This is a genomic window from Curtobacterium sp. 9128 (assembly GCF_007673775.1).
Classification (GTDB): Bacteria; Actinomycetota; Actinomycetes; order Actinomycetales; family Microbacteriaceae; genus Curtobacterium.
Window position 1 is genome coordinate 382,402 of sequence record NZ_VEAF01000005.1, and the last position, 19,868, is coordinate 402,269.

Here is a 19,868-nt window from a genome sequence, read left to right on the forward strand (position 1 = left end):
CATGAGCCGACGGCGAACGTGGATCGAGATCACGATCGTCCTGCTGCTCTCCCTCGGTGGCAGCGCGCTCTACTCGGTGCTGCAGATCATCGACGACCTGTCCCAGACCACCCCGCTCGGGCAGCAGTCCACCGCGCTCAACACGTCGACGACGACCGTGCAGTACGTCGACCTCGCCAGGCAGCTCGTGGGCATCGCGGTCGACCTCGCGCCGGTCGCGCTGGTCTGCTACCTCCTCTGGAGCAGCACACGCCCGCACCTCGGTGCGCTCGGCATCGACCGGTTCCGGGTGCGGACCGACCTGGGCCTGCCCGTGCTCATCGCGCTCGGCATCGGCATCCCCGGGCTCGCGCTCTACTTCACCGGTCGGGCGCTCGGCTTCACGGTGGACGTGGACCCCGCGGCGCTCGGGTCGTACTGGTGGACGATCCCCGTGCTGCTGCTCTCCGCGATCCGGTCAGGGCTGCAGGAGGAGGTCATCGTCATCGGCTACCTGTACCGACGCCTCGGCGAGGTCGGGTGGGGACGGTGGCAGATCATCCTGTCGACGGCGGTCCTGCGCGGCAGCTACCACCTGTACCAGGGCTTCGGCGCGTTCGTCGGGAACGCCGTGATGGGCATCGTGTTCGGTTGGATCTACACGCGGTGGGGGCGGCTGATGCCCCTCATCGTGACGCACTGTCTCCTCGACGCGGCCGTCTTCGTCGGCTACCCGTGGGTGGCGCACGCCTTCCCGGCGCTGTTCCGGTAGGCGCGGCAGCGCGGTCTGCCGCGCGCACACGACGGACGGGAGGCTCGGTGCGCGTCCGGCACCGCGCCTCCTGTCCGTCTGCTGGTCACGCGACGAGCGTCGCGACCTGCTCCGGGTAGTGGCACGCGGCGCGGTGGTCCACCGCGGCGCCGCGGTGCGAGGTCTTCTCCGGGACCTCGTCCTGGCAACGGGCACGCTGCGTCTCGGGGAGCATCGCGTAGAGCGGGCAGCGGGAACGGAACCGGCAGCCGGTCTGGCGCTCGGTCGGGCTGGGCGGGTCGCCGGGCAGCAGGATCGTCGTCCGGCTCCGCTCGAGGACCGGGTCCGGCACCGGGACCGCCGACATCAGCGCGGCGGTGTACGGGTGCATCGGGCGCTCGAAGACCTCGTCGACCGCGCCCTCCTCGACCGTGCGGCCGAGGTACATCACGCTCACGCGGTCCGCGACGTGCCGGATGACCGACAGGTCGTGCGAGACGAAGAGGTACGAGAGGCCGAGCCGTGCCTTGAGGTCCGCGAGCAGGTTGAGCACGCCCGCCTGGATCGACACGTCGAGCGCCGAGACGGGCTCGTCGAGGACGATGAGCTCGGGCTCGGTCGCGAGCGCCCGGGCGATCGAGATGCGCTGCCGCTGGCCGCCGGAGAACTCGTGCGGGTACCGGTCCGCCTCGGCGGCACGGAGCCCGACGAGCTCGATGAGCTCGGGCACGCGTGCCTCGATGCGGTCGGAACTCGCGCCGACCGCACGGAGCGGCTCGGCGACGACGTCGTACACGCTCATGCGGGGGTCGAGGCTCGCGGCCGGGTCCTGGAACACCATCGAGATCCGGTTGCGCAGTGTCTTCGTGCCGGACTTGCTCGTGTCGACCGGGGCGCCGAACAACTCGACGGAACCGACCTCCGGCTTCTCGAGGTCCATGAGCTGGTGCAGCGTCGTGGACTTGCCGGAGCCGGACTCCCCCACCAGGCCGAGCGTCTCGCCCTGGCGGATGTCGAGGTCCACGCCGTCGACGGCGTACACGTCACCGACCTTGCGGCGGAACACGGAGCCCTTGACCAGCGGGAAGGTCTTCGTCAGGCCGGCGACCTGCACGACGGGCTTCCGCTCCGCACGCGGCACGTGGGCGATCGGGACGGCGTCGATCTCCGGCAGCGAGAAGATCGCGCCGGCGTCGGCGTGCGCGGCGGCGACCTCGTCGGTGCGGTGGCAGGCGGCGGCGTGCGGGACGGTCGCGCTCGTGCTGCTGGCGGCGGGGCTGCTCGTGCTGGCAACGGCGGGGCTGCTCGTGCTGCTCACGGGGCTGCTCGTGCTCGTGCTGCTCACGGGGCCGCTCGTGCTCGTTCCGTGGGACGCGTCCGCCGGGCGCCCGGTCTCGACGTCGAGCACCAGCAGTGCCGGCTCGGAGCCGCGGCACACCGCGGCGGCGAGCGGGCAGCGGTCGGCGAACGGGCAGGCGTCGGGGAGCCCGATGAGCGACGGCGGCGACCCGGGGATCGGCACGAGTGGGCCACCGCTCGACTCGTCGAGCCGGGGCAGCGCACCGATGAGCCCGATCGTGTACGGCATCCGCGGGCGGGCGAAGAGCTCCTCGGCGCTCGCGGTCTCCACGATGCGCCCCGCGTACATCACGGCGATCCGGTCGGCGATCCCGGCGATGACGCCGAGGTCGTGGCTGACGAACACGAGGGCGGCGCCGGTCTCGCGCTGCGCGGTCCGGAGCACGTCGATGATCTGCGCCTGGATCGTGACGTCGAGCGCCGTGGTGGGCTCGTCCGCGAGGATCACCTCGGGGTCGTTCGCCATGGCCATCGCGATCATCGCGCGCTGGCGCATGCCGCCGGAGAACTCGTGCGGGAAGGCGTCGACGCGGCTCTCCGCCTGCGGGATCCCGACCAGCTTGAGCAGCTCGATCGCACGTTCGCGGGCCTGCTGCTTCGAGCCGGCGCGGTGGATCCGGACGGTCTCGGCGATCTGCTCGCCGATCGTGTACACCGGCGTGAAGGCGGACAACGGGTCCTGGAAGACCATCGCGACCTTCGCCCCGCGGAGCTTGCTCATCTGCCGGTCGCTGCGGCCGACGAGCTGGTCGCCGTCGAGCTCGATCGAGCCGCTGACCTTCGTGGTCTCGGGCAGCAGCCCGAGCACTGCCATGCTCGTCACGGACTTGCCGGAGCCCGACTCGCCGACGATGCCGAGGACCTCGCCGCGGCGGAGCTCGAGGTCGACGCCGCGGACGGCGTGCACCTCGCCCCGCGGGGTCGGGAAGCGGACGTGCAGGTCGCGGACGCGGAGGATCTCGTCGGTCGCGGTGCTGGTCGTGGTGTCGCTCATGCGCCTGCTCCGGCCTGGGTGGTGATGGTCGCCGCGTCCACCGCGGCCTGGTTCTGGTCGCGCTTCCGGCCGGTGCGCTTCTGCCTCTTGCCCGTCGCGCTCGTCGGGTCGAGTGCGTCGCGCAGCCCGTCGCCGAGCAGGTTGGCCGCGATCGCGAAGATCACGAGCGCCCCGGCGGCGAAGTAGAACAGCCACGGGCTGGTGAGGGCAGCGTCCTGGTTCTGCGCGATGAGCGTGCCGAGGGACACGTCCGGCGGCTGCACGCCGAAGCCGAAGTAGCTGAGGCTGGTCTCGGCGAGCACCGCGGCACCCACCTGGATCGTGCCGTCGATGATGAGGAACGACGCCACGTTCGGCAGGATGTGCCGGATGATGATCCGGAACGGGCCGATCCCCATGTAGCGGGCGGCCCGGACGAACTCGCGCTCCTTCACCGACAGGGTCATCGAGCGGACGACGCGGGCGGTCACCATCCAGCCGAACGCCGCGATGAGCACCACGAGCACGATCCAGCCGGAGTTCTGGATGCGCGGGCTGATGATCGCGATGATCAGGAACGACGGCAGTACGAGCAGCATGTCGACGAAGAACATCACGATGCGGTCCGTCCAGCCGCCGAAGTAGCCGGCCGCCGCGCCGGTCAGCGCCGCGAGGGCGGTCGAGAACAGCGCGACGAGCAACCCGATGAGCAGGCTCTTCTGCATCGCGCGGGCGGTCTGGGCGAAGACGTCCTGCCCGATGCCGTTCGTCCCGAACCAGTGCGCTGCGCTCGGCGGGGTCGTGAACGCGGTGTAGTCGATCTGCGAGTAGCCCCACGGCGTCACGAAGGGGCCGAGGAACGCGAACGCGAACAGCAGCACGATGACGACGAGACCGATGCCCGCGCCGCGGTTCATGAACACGCGGACGACGGTCTGGACGAAGCGGTTGCGCTGCTTGCCGCTCGCGGCCTTCCGGTCCGTCGGGTCTCCGGGCAGGGGCGCGTCCGACCGACCGAGCGTGTCGCCGTCGACGGGTTCGATGCGGGTGTCGGTCATCTCAGCTCCTCCGGACGCGCGGATCGAGCGCGGCGGTCATCACGTCGGCGAGGAAGCCCGCGATGAGCACCACCACCGACGCGAACAGTGTGTAGGCGGTCACGGCGTTGACGTCGTTGCCCTGGACGGAGTCGATGAACCACGCACCGAGGCCGTTCCACCCGAAGATCTTCTCGGTGAAGGTCGCACCGGTCAGGATGCCGAGGAACCCGTACGCGAACAGGGTCGTCATCGGGATGAGGGCCGTCCGGAGGCCGTGCTTGAACGTGGCCTGGCGCCGGGTCAGGCCCTTCGCCCTCGCTGTCCGCAGGAAGTCCGAGCCGAGCACGTCGAGCATGGTGGCGCGCTGGTACCGGCTGTAGATCGCGATCAACCCGAGCGCGATCGAGATCGTCGGGAGCAGCAGGTGCACGCCGCGGTCGACGAAGAGGTCCCACCACGAGCCCGTCAGCCCGGGGGTGGCCTCGCCGGTGAAGTTGATGAGCTGCTGCCCGGTGTCCTGGTTGAGCTTCGTGGCACCGATCTTCAGGAACACCGCCGTCAGGAACACCGGTGTCGAGATCAGGAAGATCGAGATGATCGCGCTCACCCGGTCGGACAACCGGTACTGCCGGATCGCGTTCCAGACGCCCACCAGCACGCCGATCACGATGCCGATGACCGATCCGACGAGCAGCAGTCGGAGACTCACCCCGAGGCGTGGCCAGAACGCGTCGTCCACGCTGCGGTCCTGGATGGTCTGCCCGAGGTCGCCGTGCACCGCGTCGTTCAGCCAGTGGCCGTACCGGACGATGATCGGGGTCTTGTCGTTGACGCCGATGTGGTCGAGCTTGGCGTCCACGACCGCCGTCGGGGGTGCCGGATTCCGCTCTGCGTACACGGATCGGGGGCTGAACGTCGCCGACGCGAGGAAGTACGTCAACGACGTGGCGAGGAAGACGAGTACGACGTAGTACACGATTCGACGCGCCAGGAAGCGGATCATGCGGAACACCATACGGGCTGTTGTGTTTCCGGGAGATCACGCCGACCGTCCGGCCGGGTAACGATTGTTCATCCGCGGGGGAAATGTCGTCCTACCCCCGCCCGGGGGTCTTAGTGTGTTCCACAACTTCACGAGGGGAAGAACATGTTGCACAGGAAAGTCCTCGCGACGACGGCGGTCCTCGCCGGCATCGCGCTGGCCGTGACCGGCTGCTCCGGCGGGAGCTCCGGCGGAGGCTCCGGGTCGTCGAACGACTCCGGCAAGAAGGAACTGCCGTCGTCCGCGCAGGTCAACGAGAAGCCGGTCTCCGACCTCGAGCAGGGCGGCACCGTCCGGCTGCCCATCTCGCAGTGGATCTCGCAGTGGAACTACTTCGAGCTCGACGGCACCCTGCAGGACGCCGCCGACATCGAGCAGGCGACGATGCCGCACACGTTCAACATCGATGCCGACGGCAAGCCGCAGATCGACAAGAACGTGCTCGAGTCCGCCGAGGTGACGAGCCAGGACCCGCTGACGATCACCTACACGGTGAACCCGAAGGCCCAGTGGAACGACGGCTCGCCGATCACCTGGAAGGACTTCGAGGCGCTCTGGAAGGCCAACAACGGCACCGACCAGAGCTACCAGATCGGTGACGACACCGGCTGGAAGGACATCGAGTCCGTCACGCAGGGCACCGACGAGCGGCAGGCGATCGTCAAGTACGCGACCCCGTTCTCGGACTGGAAGTCGCTGTTCAGCCCGCTCTACCCGGCGAGCGTCATCGGCACGCCCGACGGCTTCAACAACGGCTACAAGGACAAGGTCCCGCTGTCGGCCGGCCCCTACAAGGTCGCGAACCTCAACGAGACCGCCGGCACGGTCACGCTCGAGCCGGACCCCAACTGGTGGGGTGACAAGCCGAAGCTCGACTCGGTGATCTTCCGCGCACTCGACGGCAACGCCGACATCGACGCGTACCTCAACAAGGAGCTCGACTCGGTCGCGGCCGGCACGTCGGACCGGTACGCCCGTGTCAAGGACGCGAAGAACACGAAGATCTACGCGTCGCAGTCGGCGTCGTACACGCACGTGGACTTCTCGACGCAGGGTCTCCTCAAGGACAAGAACCTGCGGCTCGCGATCCAGCACGCGGTGAACCGTGACTCGCTCGCCTCCGTGATCGGCGGCACCCTGCCGTACAAGCTCCCGGTGCTGAACAACCACGTGTTCCTCGCCACGGACAGTGGCTACAAGGACAACTCCGACCCGAACGGCGTCTTCGACGTCGCCAAGGCGAAGAAGATCCTCGACGACGACGGTTGGAAGACCGACGGCGCGTACCGCAAGAAGGACGGCAAGAACCTGTCCATCTCGATCACGATCCCGTCGGGTGCGACCAGCTCGCAGAAGATGGCCGAGGTCATCCAGTCGCAGCTCAAGGACGTCGGCATCAAGCTGAACATCAAGGCCGTCTCGAGCGACGACTTCTTCCCGCAGTACGTCACGCCGGGCAACTACGACATGACGATCTTCCTGTGGGGCGGCACCGGCTACCACGCCAGCGGCGCGAGCATCTTCATCACCGGCGACACCGGCCAGAACTACGGCCGGGTCGGCACGAAGTCGATCGACACGCTCGTCAACCAGGCGATCGCCGAGACCGACACGTCGAAGGCGAACACCCTCTGGAACAAGGTCGACAAGCAGGTCTGGTCGATCGGGCACTCGCTGCCCATCGTGCAGTCGCCGCGTGTCATCGCGCAGAACCCGAAGCTCGCCAACTACGGCGCACGCTCCGGTGCGATGGCCTACGACTGGACGAAGGTCGGCTTCACCAAGTAGCCGTCCCGACGGACCACGGACGGGGTCGAGCGCAGCAGCGCTCGGCCCCGTTCCGCGTCCCGCCGCCATGCTGTCCTGCTGTCTCCTGCTGTCCTGCTGTGCTGCTGTGCTGCTGCTCGACTGTCTCCAGCAGACTGGCAGCGGGGCGACGGTCCACCCGGAACCGCAGCCCGTACGGTGAGCCCATGAGCATCCCTGGGGTCGGTGACCCGGCACCGGCCTTCACCCTGCCGGGCATGGTCGTCCGCGACGGCGTGCGCACCGACGACGAGTACGACCTGTCGAGCGTCATCGGTCGAACGGTCGTCCTCGCCTTCTACCCCGGTGACGCGACGCCCGTCTGCACCGCCCAGCTCTGCAGCTACCAGGAGGAGCTCGACGACTTCGGCGACCTCGGCGCGGTGGTCTGGGGCATCAGCCCGCAGGCACTCGACTCCCACGAGGCGTTCGCCCGCGGGTCCTCGCTCACCTTCCCGCTGCTCAGCGACACGGCGGGCTCCGTCGTGCGCGACTACGGCGTCCGCGCTCGCGGGTTCGGACTCCGGCGTTCGGTGTTCGTGATCGGTCCGGACGGCATCGTCCGGTGGCGTCACGTCGGCCTCGTCGGCATCCGCTTCCCCAAGGCGTCCGCGATCCGGGCGGAGATCGAGCAACTCGTCCGCTAGGACACGGCGTGTCGATGCCCGGTCTTTTCTGTCGATGGGGTGTTGACACTCGAACTGGGGTCGAGGACCATCGTTGTCACGAGAGGTCCACCACGGACCTGCCTCCCCGGGACATCGGGTCGTCGGCTGCTACGCGCCAGGCGTTTCACGCCCGCTCAGCCGGCGGTCCCGGGGAGGCACTCTCGCACCTCTCCTACGATGGACTCGTGAGCGACTCCCCCAGCCCCGAGCCAGCGCGGATCGTCGCCCCGGGCATGCGGACCCTCGCCGTGGTGCTCTGGGCCGTCGCCGGTGTCCTGCTCGTCCTCGGGTTCGTGAGCCGTGGCGACACCTCGGCCCTGCTCGTCCCGATCCCGAGTCTCTTCATCGCGTTCGTCGCCTGGGCCGTGCTCTGGCGCCCGCGGCTCCTGCTCACCCCCGAGGCCCTCGTCGTCGTCGACGTCCGCCGCACCTCCTCCTACGCATGGCCCAGGGTCACGGGCGTCCGCACGAAGTACGGCCTCGAGGTGCAGTCCACCGAACCCGATCGCCGCACGTGGATCGCGCCGCGTCCGACCGCCCGCCTGCGGCTGGACCGGCCTGGAGGCTCGGTTCCGCTCACCGTCGACCAGGCCGCCGCCGAGGTGCTCGCCTCCGTCCCTGCGCAGGCACCGCAGGACGGGCCGCCCCCGGCGACGGTCACCGCGCACCCGATCGTCCACCGTGCGCACGGGTGGACGATCCTGGCGATCACGGTCCTGGCGATCGCTGCCTCCATGGCCGCCGCGCGCCTCTGACCTGCACCGGGTCCGTCGCTTCCCGCGCCTGCTGGCGCCCCGTCCCGTCCCCGCGCGTCCCCGCCGTCCCCGCCGTCCCCGCCTCCCCCGCCGTCCCCGCGCGTCCTCGCGCGAGCGGGCGAAATGCCGGGGTCGCCCGCCAGGTCCACTGTGGCATTCAGCCCGCTCGAACGGTCGCCGCTGCCCGAGGCCCCCGCACGCGCGGGTCGAGCGGGCGAAATGCCGGGGTCGGACGTGCGCGCGACCCAGCGTTCCCGCCCGCTCGATCGGTCGCCGCTGCCCGAGGCCCCCGCACGCGCGGGTCGAGCGGGCGGAATGCCCGGGTCGCCCGCCAGGCGCACTGCGGCATTCCGCCCGCTCGGCGTTCGGCGAAGGAGGCCGAGCCGGAAGCGCCGAGTGACGGGCGGCGGGCGCATGCGCGCGAGCGGGCGAAATGCCCGGGTCGCACGCCAGGCGCACCGCGGCATTCCGCCCGCTCGGCGTTGCGGTGGAGACGCGGGACCACACGGGCAACCGCCGCGGTGTCGAACGGGCGGGAACGCCGGGTGCCCGGACGAGGCACCGCGGCATTTCGCCCGCTCGTGGAAGACGGGGGCGGCGGGGCGTGGGCGGGGCGAGCCTCCAGGCCGGGGCGGACGGGAGGACCGACGGGGGCGACGGGCGGGTGGCGGGCGCGGAAACGCGGAACGCGCCGCCCCGGAGGGCGACGCGTTCCGTGGTGCGGTGTGGTGCGGGTCAGCGACCGAACTCGAAGGACGCGCCGGGGATGGCGGCCAGGAGGTCACGGGTGTACTGCTCCCGCGGGTTGGCGAAGACCTCGTCGGTCGTGGCCTTCTCGACGATCTGGCCCTTGCGCATCACGCAGACGTTGTCCGCGACCAGGCGCACGACGGCGAGGTCGTGCGTGATGAACAGGTAGGTCAGGCCGAGTTCCGACTGGAGCTCGGTGAGGAGCTCGAGGATCTGCCCCTGGACGAGCACGTCGAGCGCGGAGACCGCCTCGTCGAGCACGATGACCTCGGGCTTGAGCGCAAGCGCCCGGGCGACGGCGATGCGCTGTCGCTGACCGCCGGAGAGCTCGTTCGGGTAGCGGTTGACCATGGAGGAGGGCAGCGCGACCTGGTCGAGCAGCTCCTTGACGCGCGCGCGCCGGGAGGCCTTGTCGCCGATGCCGTGGGTCACGAGCGGCTCGGCGATCGTGTTCCCGACGTTGTACATCGGGTCGAGCGAACCGTACGGGTCCTGGAAGACCGGCTGCACACGACGACGGAAGTCGAAGAGCTCCTTGCCCTTCAACGCGCCGATGTCGATGCCGTCGAACTGCACGGTTCCGCCGGTGATGCTCTCGAGCTGCAGGACGAGCTTCGCGACCGTGGACTTGCCCGAGCCGGACTCCCCCACGAGCGCCGTGGTGGTGCCCTTCGGGATCGTGAACGACACGTCGTCGACGGCCTTGAGTTCACGCGACCCGATGCCCTTGCCGCGCAGCTTGTAGACCTTCTGCAGGTCCTTGACGACGATGAGGTCCTTCGTCGGCTGGTGCTCGCGCTCCTGGGCCCGGGCGATGAGCTCGGCGTCGTCGCTGCCGACGTCCGCGATGTCGATCGACTCGTGCGCGACCTTCGACTGGATGCGACGGCTGGCCAGGGACGGCGCGGCTGCGACGAGTCGCTGCGTGTAGGGGTGCTGCGGGTTGCCGAGGATCTCCTTCGACGGACCCGCTTCGACGACCTGCCCCTTGTACATGACGACGAGCTTCTCGGCGCGCTCGGCAGCGAGGCCGAGGTCGTGCGTGATGAAGAGGACGCTGGTGCCGTAGTCGCGGGTCAGGGTCTCGAGGTGGTCGAGGATGACGCGCTGCACGGTGACGTCGAGCGCACTCGTCGGCTCGTCGGCGATGAGCAGCTTCGGGTGGCTGGACAGACCGATGCCGATGAGCACGCGCTGCCGCATGCCGCCCGAGAACTCGTGCGGGTACTGCTTGAGGCGGTTCGCGGCGTCGCCGAGCCCCGCTTCCTTCAGGACCTCGATCGCACGCTCACGCACGGCCTTCTTGCCGGTGGCCATGCCGTTGGCACGGATGGCCTCCTCGACCTGGAACCCGATGGTCCACAGCGGGTTGAGGTTCGACATCGGGTCCTGCGGGACGTAGCCGATCTCCTTGCCGCGGATCTCCGACATCTCCCGGTCGGAGAGGCCGACGAGCTCGCGACCGTTGAACTTGATCGAGCCACCGGTCACCTGGCCAGCGCCGGGCAGGAGCTTGATGATCGCCTGGGCGCTGGTCGACTTGCCGGAACCCGATTCGCCGACGATCGCGAGTCGCTCGCCCTGCTCGAGGGTGAAGTCGACGCCGCGGACGGCCTGGACGAAGCCGCTCTGGGTCTTGAACCCGATCTCGAGACCGGAGATCTCGAGGAGCGGTGCGCCCGTGCTCCCGGCACGACGGGCCGTCGGTTCGGTCAGTGTCTCGCTCATCGGCGGGCCCTCGCCTTCGGGTCGAGTGCGTCGCGGACCACGTCACCGAGGAGAAGGAACGCGAGCACGGTGATGGACAGCGCCAGCGACGGCCAGAAGATCGTCGAGGGGTTGGTCCGGAGGGACGGCTGCGCCGCGTTGATGTCGTAGCCCCAGCTCAGGGACGACGGCGGCAGACCGATGCCGAGGAACGACAGCGTGGACTCCGCGACGATGAACGTGCCGAGCGAGACCGTCGCGACCACGATCACCGGGGCGATCGAGTTCGGGATGACGTGGCGGATCAGCGTCTTGAACCGGCTGACGCCGAGCGCCGCCGAGGCCGTCACGTAGTCGGCGTTCTTCGCCGAGAGGACGGCGCCGCGCATGATGCGGGCGATCTGCGGCCACGCGAAGGCGGCCAGCACGAGCGCGACCGTCCAGGGGCTGCGCTGCGGGATGCTCGACATGATCACGATCGCACCGAGGACGGTGGGGATCGAGAAGAAGATGTCGCCGATGCGGGACACCACGGAGTCGAGCCATCCGCCGTAGAACCCGGCGAGCGAACCGATGATCACGCCGACGATGACCACGAGGATCGTCGCGACGAGCCCGACCAGCAGCGAGTTCTGCGTGCCGTAGATCACGCGGGAGTACACGTCACAGCCCTGACGGGTGTAGCCGAGGATGTGCCCGGCGCTGCTGCCCTTGCCGGAGTTCGACAGGTCGCAGGCGCGGGGGTCGACGTGCGCGAACACGCCCGGCACGAGAGCCACGGCGATGATCAGCACGATGAGCACGCTCGACACCCAGAAGATCGGGCGCACGCGCATCGAGTCCCAGGCGTCGGTCCACAGGGAGCGGGTCTTCTCGTCCTCGTTGACGTTGTCGATCGCCTGGAGCGGCGTCTCCTCGATCGGCGCGACGTAGTGCGTCGCCGACCGCGATTCAGTGTTACTTGGCATAGCGGATCCTCGGGTCCAGGACGGCGTACAGCAGGTCGACCAGGAGGTTGGCGAGCATGAAGATGATGACCATCACGGCGACGAACGACACGACCGTCGGACCCTGACCGAGCTTGACGGCCTGGTAGACCGTGCCGCCGACGCCGTGGATGTTGAAGATGCCCTCGGTGACGATCGCGCCGACCATCAGGTTGCCGATGTCGATGCCGAGGTACGTCACCACCGGGATGAGCGAGTTCCGGAAGATGTGCACGCCGATGACGCGGCGGCGCGGGAGGCCCTTCGCGGTCGCGGTGCGGACGAAGTCGGCGCTCATGTTCTCGGCGACGCTGGCACGGGTCAGTCGCACGATGTAGGCGAACGACCCGGTCGCCAGCACGATCGCGGGGAGCACGAGCTCCGACCACGGCGCCTGTCCGGAGACGGTCGCGCGGAACAACCCGAGTTCGATGCCGAGCCCGTACTGCAGGATGAAGCCGATCACGAAGACCGGGATCGAGATGAGGAAGAGGCTGACCACGAGCGCGGTGGCGTCGAAGACCTTGCCCTTGCGGAGGCCGGCGATGACGCCGACGACGATGCCGGCGACCGACTCGAACACGAGGGCGAGGATCGCCAGTCGTGCGGTGATCGGGAATGCCTGCGCGAGCTGCTCGGTGACCGGGATGCCCGAGTAGGTCTGCCCGAGGTCGCCGCGGAAGAGCCCACCGACCCAGAGCAGGTACTGGACGATGAAGGGCTTGTCGAGGTTGTACTGCGCGCGGATCTGTTCGATCACCTGGGGCGACGGCTGGTGGTCGCCGAAGAGCGCTGCGATGGGGTCTCCGGGGAGGAGGAACACCATCAGGTAGATGAGGAACGTGGCACCGAAGAACACGGGGATCAGCTGCAGGAGGCGCTTCCCGAGGTACCAGAGCATCAGATCTCCGCCTGGTTCGGAGCGAGCATGTGGATCACAGTCATTTCGTCGTGGGTGGACGTCGCGTGAGTTGACACGGCTGCCCGGCGCGGGAGGCGGCGCCCGCTTGGGTCGTGGGGGGAGGGTGTTGCCGCCGCGGTACGGGGGCCCGGGGACTGGTCGTCCCCGAACCCCCGTCCGGTGGTGTTGCTGCTGATGCAGGATACCTGCGATCAGCTCGTTACTTCTTGACCTCGACGTCGTAGTAGAGCGGCACCGAGTCCCAGCCGAACTTGACGTTCGACACGTTGTCAGCGGACCACACACCGGTCACGTTCGAGTACCAGAGCGGGATCTCCGGCAGGTCCTGGAGCAGCAGCTCCTGGGCCTGGTCGAAGATCTTGTTGCCGGCCTGGACGCTGTCGGCGGCCTGACCCTGCTTGAGCAGGTCGTTGTACTCGGCCGAGTCGTAGCGCGAGTAGTTGTTCGACGAACCGTCACCCATGGTCGGGCCGAGGAAGTTGTACAGCGACGGGTAGTCGGCCTGCCAACCGGTACGGCTCGCGCCGGTGAGCTTGTCGCTCGTCTGGACGTCCAGCGCCTCCTGGAAGGTCGGGTACGCCTTGCCCTCGGCCTTGATGCCCAGCGTGTTCGAGATGCTGTTCGCGACCGCGGTCACCCACGCCTCGTGCCCGCCGTCGGCGTTGTACGAGATGGTGAGGGTGTCGTTGTACGGCGAGATCTTGTCGGCCTCGGCCCAGAGCTTCTTGGCCTGCGACTTGTTGTACTCGAGGACGTCAGAGCCCTTGAGGTCGCCGTTCCAGCCGTCGATCACCGGGGAGGTGAAGTCCTTGGCCGGGGTGCGGGTGCCGTCGAAGATCTTCGAGGTGATCTGCTTGCGGTTGATGGACATCGACACCGCCTCACGACGGAGCTTGCCCTCCTCGCCCTTCCAGTGGTCGAGGTAGTAGGGCAGGTAGATGCCCTGGAAGATCGCCGCCGGCTTGTTCACGTTCGAGTCGGGGAAGTCCGACTTGTAGTTCGCGAACGCGCTGTCCGGGACGGCGTCGAGGATGTCGAGGTTGCCACCCTGCGCGTCGGAGTACGCGGTGTCCTGCGAGGTGTAGAACGTGATCGTCAGACCACCGTTCTTCGGCTTGCGCTTGCCCTCGTAGTCCTTGTTGGTGACGAGCTTGATGTCCGTGTTGTGCGTCCAGGCGTTCTTGCTGGCGAGCTTGTACGGACCGTTGCCGATCGGGTCTTCACCGAACGACTTGGGGTCGTCGTAGAACGACGACGGCAGCGGCACGAAGGCCGAGTAGCCGAGCGACAGCGGGAAGTCCGACTGGGCGGCCTTCAGGGTCACCGTGAACTCGTCGTCGCTGACGACCTTGAGACCGGTGAGGTCCGAGTCGGCGTCGGCGTTGTAGCCCTCGATGTTCTCGAAGTAGTAGCTCGCGCCCTGGGCGTTCGACTTCTGCGCCGCCCAGTTCCACGCCTTCGTGAAGGACTCAGCGGTGATCTTCTCACCGTTGGTGAACGTCCAGCCCGTGTTGAGCTTGATGTCGAACGTCTTCGAGTCGTCAGTCGTGATGCTCTTCGCGATCTCGTTGACGGGCTTGCCGTTCTCGTCGTAGGAGCGGAGCCCCTCGAAGATCGAGTTGATGATCTTGCCACCACCGGTCTCGGTGGTGTTCGACGGGATGAGCGGGTTCTGGGGCTCGCTGCCGTTGGTGGTGACGATGCCGCTCGCGTTCGTCGAGCCGGAGCCCGAGTCCTTGCTGCCGCTGCCTCCGTTGCTGGAGCAGCCGGCCAGGGCGATTGCTGTGGCCCCGAGCACGGCGAGGGCTGCGAGCCCAGCGCGCTTCTTGATCAAGAGTTCCTCCTGGTGCATGGGACGCGCCGAGCACAGAGGTGTCGCCAGGCGCGTTTGACCTTTGCACTGTAGGCAGTGGGTCGGAAACCCGCCAAACCCTGGAACGAACGGTTACACGCTGGTAACCAACTTGCACGATCCTTGCGAGGTGCTGCAAGATACGCGCGTCGTACCGCGAACCGTGCGTTTTTGTTGCATCTGCATCAGGTTCGTTGCGTGAGGGAACTGCTTCCGTGCAGTGTGCCACCTCTTCGGGGGTCGTGTCATCACGCGTGTGTCCGCGTTTCGGGGGGCATCGGGCATGGGCGGCCAAGGATGGGCTGTGTGGCGCCTGGACGCAAGGATCCACCGCGCGGGGCGTGGGATCGCTCCACTGGCGGGGCGGGTGGTCGGGACGGGTGGTCGGGTAGGCCGGGCGGGGCGGGCGGGCGGGCGGCAGGAGCCTGACTCGGAACGACAGCGTCGTTGTCGTGCGACATCGACTGTGTCGCTGTGCGCGGCCGCAACTGCGTGCGTCCGCAACGAGCGACGCCGTGGTCGTCGTACGACAGCGACCGTGTCGTTCCGAGTCGACACCCCGTCAAACCAGCGCCCCTCGAACCCGCGCCCGACGCCCCGCGCCCGACCCCGTCCCGCCGCCGCGCACCCGCCGCCGCGCGCCCAACCCCGCACCCGACTCCGCCCCGCACACGACGACGGCCCCGGAGCACAGAGCTCCGGGGCCGCGTCAGGGCGCTGCAGGGCAGGGTTACGCGAACGCCTCCACCGGCGGGCACGCGCACACCAGGTTGCGGTCCCCGTACGCCTGGTCGATGCGTCGCACCGGCGGCCAGTACTTCCGCCCGACGATGCCGGGCAGCGGGTACACGGCCTGCTCCCGCGTGTAGGCGTGCGTCCACTCCCCCGAGATCACCGACGCGGCCGTGTGCGGCGCTCCGACGAGGGGGTTGTCGTCCGCCGGCCACTCCCCGCGCTCGACGGCGTCCGCCTCGGCACGGATGGCGAGCATGGCGTCGACGAACCGGTCGAGTTCGGCCAGGTCCTCGCTCTCGGTCGGCTCGACCATGAGCGTCCCCGCGACCGGGAACGACATCGTCGGTGCGTGGAACCCGTAGTCGACGAGACGCTTCGCGACGTCGTCCACGGTGATGCCCGTGGCGTCGCGGAGCGGCCGGAGGTCGAGGATGCACTCGTGGGCGACGAGCCCCGACTCCCCCGTGTAGAGCACCGGGAACGCGTCACGCAGGCGCGCGGCGATGTAGTTGGCCCCGAGCACGGCGGTCTCGGTGGCCCGGGTGAGCCCCTCGACGCCCATCATGCGGACGTAGGACCACGTGATGGGCAGGATGCTCGGGCTGCCGTAGGGCGCCGCGGACACCGGACCACCCGCGTGGGCGAGACGACCGGCGGCGTCCGACCCCGAGGTCGAGCCCGGACGACGGTCGTCGTCCTGGGCGAAGGGGTGCCCCGGCAGGAACGGCGCGAGGTGCGCCTTCGCCGCGACGGGTCCCACCCCGGGCCCGCCGCCACCGTGCGGGATGCAGAACGTCTTGTGCAGGTTGAGGTGCGAGACGTCCCCGCCGAAGTCGCCGAAGCGGGCGTGGCCGAGCAGCGCGTTGAGGTTCGCCCCGTCGACGTACACCTGGCCGCCTGCCTCGTGCACGGCCTCGCAGACGTCGCGGATGTCGTGCTCGTACACGCCGTGCGTCGACGGGTACGTGATCATCAGCGCGGCGAGGGTGTCGCGGTGCTCGGCGACCCGGGCGCGCAGGTCCGCGAGGTCGACGTTGCCGTCCTCGTCGCACGCGACCACGACGACCCGCATGCCGGCGAGCACTGCGGACGCGGCGTTCGTGCCGTGTGCGCTCGACGGGATCAGGCAGACCGAGCGGGCGTCGTCCCCGCGGGACCGGTGGTACCCGCGGATCGCGAGGAGCCCGGCGAGCTCACCCTGGCTGCCGGCGTTCGGCTGCACGGACACGGTGTCGTACCCGGTGACCTCGGCGAGCCAGGTCTCGAGGTCGCTGATCATCGACAGGTAGCCCTCGACGTCGGCGCGCGGGGCGAACGGGTGCACGTTCGCGAACTCCGGCCAGGTCACCGCGGCCATCTCGGTCGCTGCGTTGAGCTTCATGGTGCAGCTGCCGAGCGGGATCATGCCGCGATCGAGCGCGTAGTCCTTGTCGGCGAGGTGCTTCAGGTAGCGCATCATCCGGGTCTCGCTGCGGTGCGCGCTGAACACGGGGTGGGTCAGGTACTCACTCTGCCGCAGCAGCCCGGCCGGGAGGCTCGGGGCCGCGTCGGCCACGGCCGTCTCGACCGCACGCTGGTCGGGTTCGGAGCCGTCGGCCAGCAGACCGGCGAGCACGCGGACGTCGTCGGGCGTGGTCGTCTCGTCGACGGAGACCAGGACGGTGTCCGCGTCGAGGCCGTGCAGCAGGTAGCCCGCTTGGTACGCGGACGCCACGAGGGCGTCGGCGCGACCGGGGGCGCGGAGCGTGAGCGTGTCGAAGACGTCCGTGTGCACGACCTCGACCCCGGCCGTGCGTGCGGCGTCGGCGAGCGCCGTCGCGGTCCGCGCGACGCGGCTGGCGATGAAGCGCAGTCCCTCGGGGCCGTGGTAGACCGCGTACATCGAGGCCATCACGGCGAGGAGCACCTGCGCCGTGCAGATGTTCGACGTCGCCTTCTCGCGGCGGATGTGCTGCTCACGTGTCTGCAGGCTGAGCCGGTACGCCATGCCGCCGGCGGCGTCGAAGGAGACCCCGACGAGCCGTCCGGGGAGCTGTCGTTCGAGGCCGGCCCGGACCGCCAGGTAACCGGCGTGCGGTCCGCCGAACCCGAGCGGCACGCCGAAGCGCTGCGAGGTGCCGACGGCGACGTCGGCGCCGAGGTCGCCGGGGCTGGCGAGCAGGGTCATCGCGAGCAGGTCGGCCGCGACGACGGCGATGCCGCCACCGGCGTGCACGCGCTCGATCGTCGTGCTCGGGTCGAGGACGCGGCCGGACGCACCGGGGTACTGCAGGACGACGCCGAACGCACCGTCGAGCTGGTCGTCGCTCGGGCCGTCGGCGGCGTCGAACTCGCGCAGGGTGATCCCCACGGCGTCGGCACGGTGGTCCAGGAGCGCACGGGTCTGCGGCAGCAGGTCGGCGTCCACGAGGAACGCGTCGCCCTTGACCTTGGATGCACGACGGGCGAGGAGCATGCCCTCGACCACCGCGGTGCCCTCGTCGAGCATCGAGGCGCCGGCGGTGGCCATGCCGGTGAGGTCGGACACCATCGTCTGGAAGTTGATCAGGGCCTCCAACCGGCCCTGGGAGATCTCCGGCTGGTACGGCGTGTACGCGGTGTACCAGCTCGGGTTCTCGAGGACGTTCCGCTGGATGACGGCCGGGGTGTGGGTGCCGTAGTAGCCGAGGCCGATCATCGACCGGCGCACCGTGTTCTGCGCCGCGATCGCGCGGAGTTCGGCGAGCGCTTCGGTCTCCCCGACGGCCGCGGGGATCGTCGACGACTGCACGGGGTCGGCGTGGATCGACGCCGGGATGGCCGCACGGACGAGGGCGTCGAGGGACGGCTGCCCGACGGCGTCGAGCATGACCTGCTGGTCGGCCGGGGTCGTGCCGATGTGCCGGTCGGCGAACGAGGTCTGGAGGTGCTGCGCGATGTCGGTCATGCGAGGGACGCCCGGTACGTGTCGTGGTCCATGAGGTCCTCGGGGAAGTCGGTCCCCTCCACCTTGATCTTGACGAGCCAGCCGGCGCCGAACGGGTCCTGGTTGATGGTGTCCGGGGCGTCGACGACGGCGTCGTTGACCTCGACGACCTCGCCCTCGATCGGGGCGAAGAGCTCGCCGACGCTCTTGGTCGACTCGATCTCGCCGAGCTGGTCGCCCGCGGTGGTGGCGGTGCCGACGGCCGGGAGCTCGACGTAGACGACGTCGCCGAGCTGTTCGGCGGCGTGGTCGGTGATGCCGACGGTGACGACGTCACCCTCGACGAGCAGCCACTCGTGGTCCTTGGTGTACTGCAGTGCGCTCTGGTCGGTCATGGGGATCAGCCTTTCGAAGGGCGGCGGTAGAAGGGGAACGGGGTGACGGTTGCGGGGATGGCCGTACCGCGGACGTCGATGTGGAGGACCTGTCCCTCGGCGGCGGCCGACGGGGCGACGAAGGCCATCGCGACCGGGTGTCCGAGCGTCGGGGAGAGCGCGCCGGAGGTGACCGTGCCGACCGTCACGCCGTCGTGCAGGACGGGGTACCCGGCCCGGGCGGCGCGGCGGCCCTCCATCACGAGCCCGACGAGCACGGGTGCGTCGTCGGCCGGCTGCACGCCGGTCGAACCGACGAAGGTGCCGTCGGCAGCGACCACGCGGCCGAGTCCGGCCTGCGCGGGACGGGTGTCGACGGTGAGCTCGTGGCCGTAGAGGGGCATCCCGGCCTCGAGGCGCAGGGTGTCCCGGGCGGCGAGCCCCGCGGGCACCACGCCACGCGCTGCCCCGGCCTCGAGCAGCGCGTCCCAGATCACCGGGGCGACGTCGGGGTCGCTGTAGATCTCGAAGCCGTCTTCGCCCGTGTACCCGGTGCGCGCGACGAGGACCGCCGAGCCGTCGAAGGTGGCGTGCAGTGCGCGGTAGTAGCGGAGTTCGTCGAGCGGGGTCTCCGGCTGCAGGCGGTCCTCGACGACGAGCTCGTCGAGCGTGCCGGCGGCCGCCGGGCCCTGGATCGCGACGAGCGCGGTGGTGTCGGAGTCGTCGCTGACCTGGACGTCGAACCCCTCCGCACGTGACTGCAGCGCCGCGACCGCGACGTCCCGGTTCGCGGCGTTGGCCACGACCAGGTAGGTGTCCTCGTCGGTGCGGTACACGACGAGGTCGTCGAGGATGCCGCCGGACTCGGCGAGCAGGAGCGAGTACTTCGCGCGGCCGACGGTCATCGCACCGAACGCCCCGGCGAGCGCGTGGTCGAGGAACGCCACCGCGTCGGGGCCTGCGACACCGATCTCGGCCATGTGCGACAGGTCGAACACCCCGGCGGCCTGGCGGACGGCGTGGTGCTCGGCGAGGTCGGACGAGTAGCGCACGGGCATGCGGTACCCGGCGAAGTCGGTGAAGGCCGCGCCGGCGGCGTCGTGCGCTGCCTCGAGCGGGGACGAACGCAGGGACGAGGGGTCTGACATGCGGAGTTCTCCTGGCGTGCAGGGCCCGACGTGCGTCGGGCATGACCCGTCGACGATCGCCGGGTCGGAACTCCCCCTCTGTCATGGGCCTGAGAGTTTCACCGCGGCCCGTGAGG

Annotated in this window: 14 protein-coding genes; 4 read left to right on the plus strand and 10 right to left on the minus strand. The window is 69.5% G+C overall.

Annotated elements, in window-relative coordinates; translation table 11 throughout:
• Window position 1: 1 nt before the first annotated feature.
• Window positions 2-751: a CPBP family intramembrane glutamic endopeptidase gene (locus FS641_RS13210; protein WP_144764494.1), complete on the plus strand. Its 750-nt coding sequence runs from the start codon at window positions 2-4 to the stop codon at window positions 749-751.
• Between the two features lie 85 nt (window positions 752-836).
• Here FS641_RS13210 and FS641_RS18455 read toward each other — a convergent pair whose 3' ends face one another.
• Genes FS641_RS18455 through FS641_RS13225 form a run of 3 tightly spaced genes read right to left on the minus strand, consistent with a single transcriptional unit; the run spans window position 837 to window position 5,105 of the window.
• A complete protein-coding gene (locus tag FS641_RS18455) occupies window positions 837-3,083 on the minus strand; it encodes an ABC transporter ATP-binding protein (protein WP_144764496.1) in 2,247 nt (748 codons plus the stop codon).
• A complete protein-coding gene (locus FS641_RS13220) occupies window positions 3,080-4,120 on the minus strand; it encodes an ABC transporter permease (protein ID WP_144764498.1) in 1,041 nt (346 codons plus the stop codon). The genes FS641_RS18455 and FS641_RS13220 overlap by 4 nt, the downstream gene beginning before the upstream one ends.
• A 1-nt stretch (window position 4,121) precedes the next feature.
• Window positions 4,122-5,105 (minus strand): ABC transporter permease, encoded by a 984-nt coding sequence (locus tag FS641_RS13225; protein ID WP_144764500.1) that lies wholly within the window; start codon window positions 5,103-5,105, stop codon window positions 4,122-4,124.
• A gap of 144 nt (window positions 5,106-5,249) precedes the next feature.
• Between FS641_RS13225 and FS641_RS13230 the strand changes: the two genes are divergently transcribed.
• The 3 genes from FS641_RS13230 to FS641_RS13240 all read left to right on the plus strand — a co-directional run bounded on the left by FS641_RS13230 (window position 5,250) and on the right by FS641_RS13240 (window position 8,373).
• Window positions 5,250-6,932: an ABC transporter family substrate-binding protein gene (locus FS641_RS13230; protein WP_144764502.1), complete on the plus strand. Its 1,683-nt coding sequence runs from the start codon at window positions 5,250-5,252 to the stop codon at window positions 6,930-6,932.
• A 185-nt stretch (window positions 6,933-7,117) separates the two neighbouring features.
• Window positions 7,118-7,597 (plus strand): peroxiredoxin, encoded by a 480-nt coding sequence (locus FS641_RS13235; protein WP_144764504.1) that lies wholly within the window; start codon window positions 7,118-7,120, stop codon window positions 7,595-7,597.
• Window positions 7,598-7,803: 206 nt separating this feature from the next.
• Window positions 7,804-8,373, plus strand: coding sequence for a PH domain-containing protein (locus FS641_RS13240; RefSeq protein ID WP_186317752.1), 570 nt, complete (start codon window positions 7,804-7,806; stop codon window positions 8,371-8,373).
• Window positions 8,374-9,108: 735 nt separating this feature from the next.
• Here FS641_RS13240 and FS641_RS13245 read toward each other — a convergent pair.
• The 7 genes from FS641_RS13245 to gcvT all read right to left on the minus strand — a co-directional run bounded on the left by FS641_RS13245 (window position 9,109) and on the right by gcvT (window position 19,752).
• Complete coding sequence (locus tag FS641_RS13245) at window positions 9,109-10,851, minus strand: ABC transporter ATP-binding protein (protein WP_144764508.1); 1,743 nt, start codon at window positions 10,849-10,851, stop codon at window positions 9,109-9,111.
• Window positions 10,848-11,798 (minus strand): ABC transporter permease, encoded by a 951-nt coding sequence (locus FS641_RS13250; RefSeq protein ID WP_144764510.1) that lies wholly within the window; start codon window positions 11,796-11,798, stop codon window positions 10,848-10,850. Before FS641_RS13250 ends, FS641_RS13245 begins: the two co-directional genes overlap by 4 nt.
• Window positions 11,788-12,717 (minus strand): ABC transporter permease, encoded by a 930-nt coding sequence (locus FS641_RS13255; RefSeq protein WP_144764512.1) that lies wholly within the window; start codon window positions 12,715-12,717, stop codon window positions 11,788-11,790. The genes FS641_RS13250 and FS641_RS13255 overlap by 11 nt, the downstream gene beginning before the upstream one ends.
• A 220-nt stretch (window positions 12,718-12,937) precedes the next feature.
• Window positions 12,938-14,572: an ABC transporter substrate-binding protein gene (locus FS641_RS13260; RefSeq protein WP_186317753.1), complete on the minus strand. Its 1,635-nt coding sequence runs from the start codon at window positions 14,570-14,572 to the stop codon at window positions 12,938-12,940.
• Between the two features lie 748 nt (window positions 14,573-15,320).
• Window positions 15,321-18,251, minus strand: a complete 2,931-nt coding sequence (gene gcvP / locus FS641_RS13265) for an aminomethyl-transferring glycine dehydrogenase (protein ID WP_144764516.1) — start codon at window positions 18,249-18,251, stop codon at window positions 15,321-15,323.
• Window positions 18,248-18,625 carry a glycine cleavage system protein GcvH gene (gene gcvH / locus FS641_RS13270; RefSeq protein WP_144764518.1) on the minus strand — a complete coding sequence of 126 codons (378 nt, stop codon included), beginning with the start codon at window positions 18,623-18,625 and terminating at the stop codon, window positions 18,248-18,250. Before gcvH ends, gcvP begins: the two co-directional genes overlap by 4 nt.
• 5 nt (window positions 18,626-18,630) lie before the next feature.
• Window positions 18,631-19,752 carry a glycine cleavage system aminomethyltransferase GcvT gene (gene gcvT, locus FS641_RS13275; protein ID WP_144764520.1) on the minus strand — a complete coding sequence of 374 codons (1,122 nt, stop codon included), beginning with the start codon at window positions 19,750-19,752 and terminating at the stop codon, window positions 18,631-18,633.
• Between the last annotated feature and the right edge of the window lie 116 nt (window positions 19,753-19,868).

Excerpts from the sequence above, each read along its gene's own strand:
- FS641_RS13210 (WP_144764494.1), top strand. The coding sequence starts at position 2 with ATGAGCCGACGGCGAACGTGGATCGAGATCACGATCGTCCTGCTGCTC.
- FS641_RS18455 (WP_144764496.1), bottom strand. The coding sequence starts at position 3,083 with ATGAGCGACACCACGACCAGCACCGCGACCGACGAGATCCTCCGCGTC.
- FS641_RS13220 (WP_144764498.1), bottom strand. The coding sequence starts at position 4,120 with ATGACCGACACCCGCATCGAACCCGTCGACGGCGACACGCTCGGTCGG.
- FS641_RS13225 (WP_144764500.1), bottom strand. The coding sequence starts at position 5,105 with ATGATCCGCTTCCTGGCGCGTCGAATCGTGTACTACGTCGTACTCGTC.
- FS641_RS13230 (WP_144764502.1), top strand. The coding sequence starts at position 5,250 with ATGTTGCACAGGAAAGTCCTCGCGACGACGGCGGTCCTCGCCGGCATC.
- FS641_RS13235 (WP_144764504.1), top strand. The coding sequence starts at position 7,118 with ATGAGCATCCCTGGGGTCGGTGACCCGGCACCGGCCTTCACCCTGCCG.
- FS641_RS13245 (WP_144764508.1), bottom strand. The coding sequence starts at position 10,851 with ATGAGCGAGACACTGACCGAACCGACGGCCCGTCGTGCCGGGAGCACG.
- FS641_RS13250 (WP_144764510.1), bottom strand. The coding sequence starts at position 11,798 with ATGCCAAGTAACACTGAATCGCGGTCGGCGACGCACTACGTCGCGCCG.
- FS641_RS13255 (WP_144764512.1), bottom strand. The coding sequence starts at position 12,717 with ATGCTCTGGTACCTCGGGAAGCGCCTCCTGCAGCTGATCCCCGTGTTC.
- gcvP (WP_144764516.1), bottom strand. The coding sequence starts at position 18,251 with ATGACCGACATCGCGCAGCACCTCCAGACCTCGTTCGCCGACCGGCAC.
- gcvH (WP_144764518.1), bottom strand. The coding sequence starts at position 18,625 with ATGACCGACCAGAGCGCACTGCAGTACACCAAGGACCACGAGTGGCTG.
- gcvT (WP_144764520.1), bottom strand. The coding sequence starts at position 19,752 with ATGTCAGACCCCTCGTCCCTGCGTTCGTCCCCGCTCGAGGCAGCGCAC.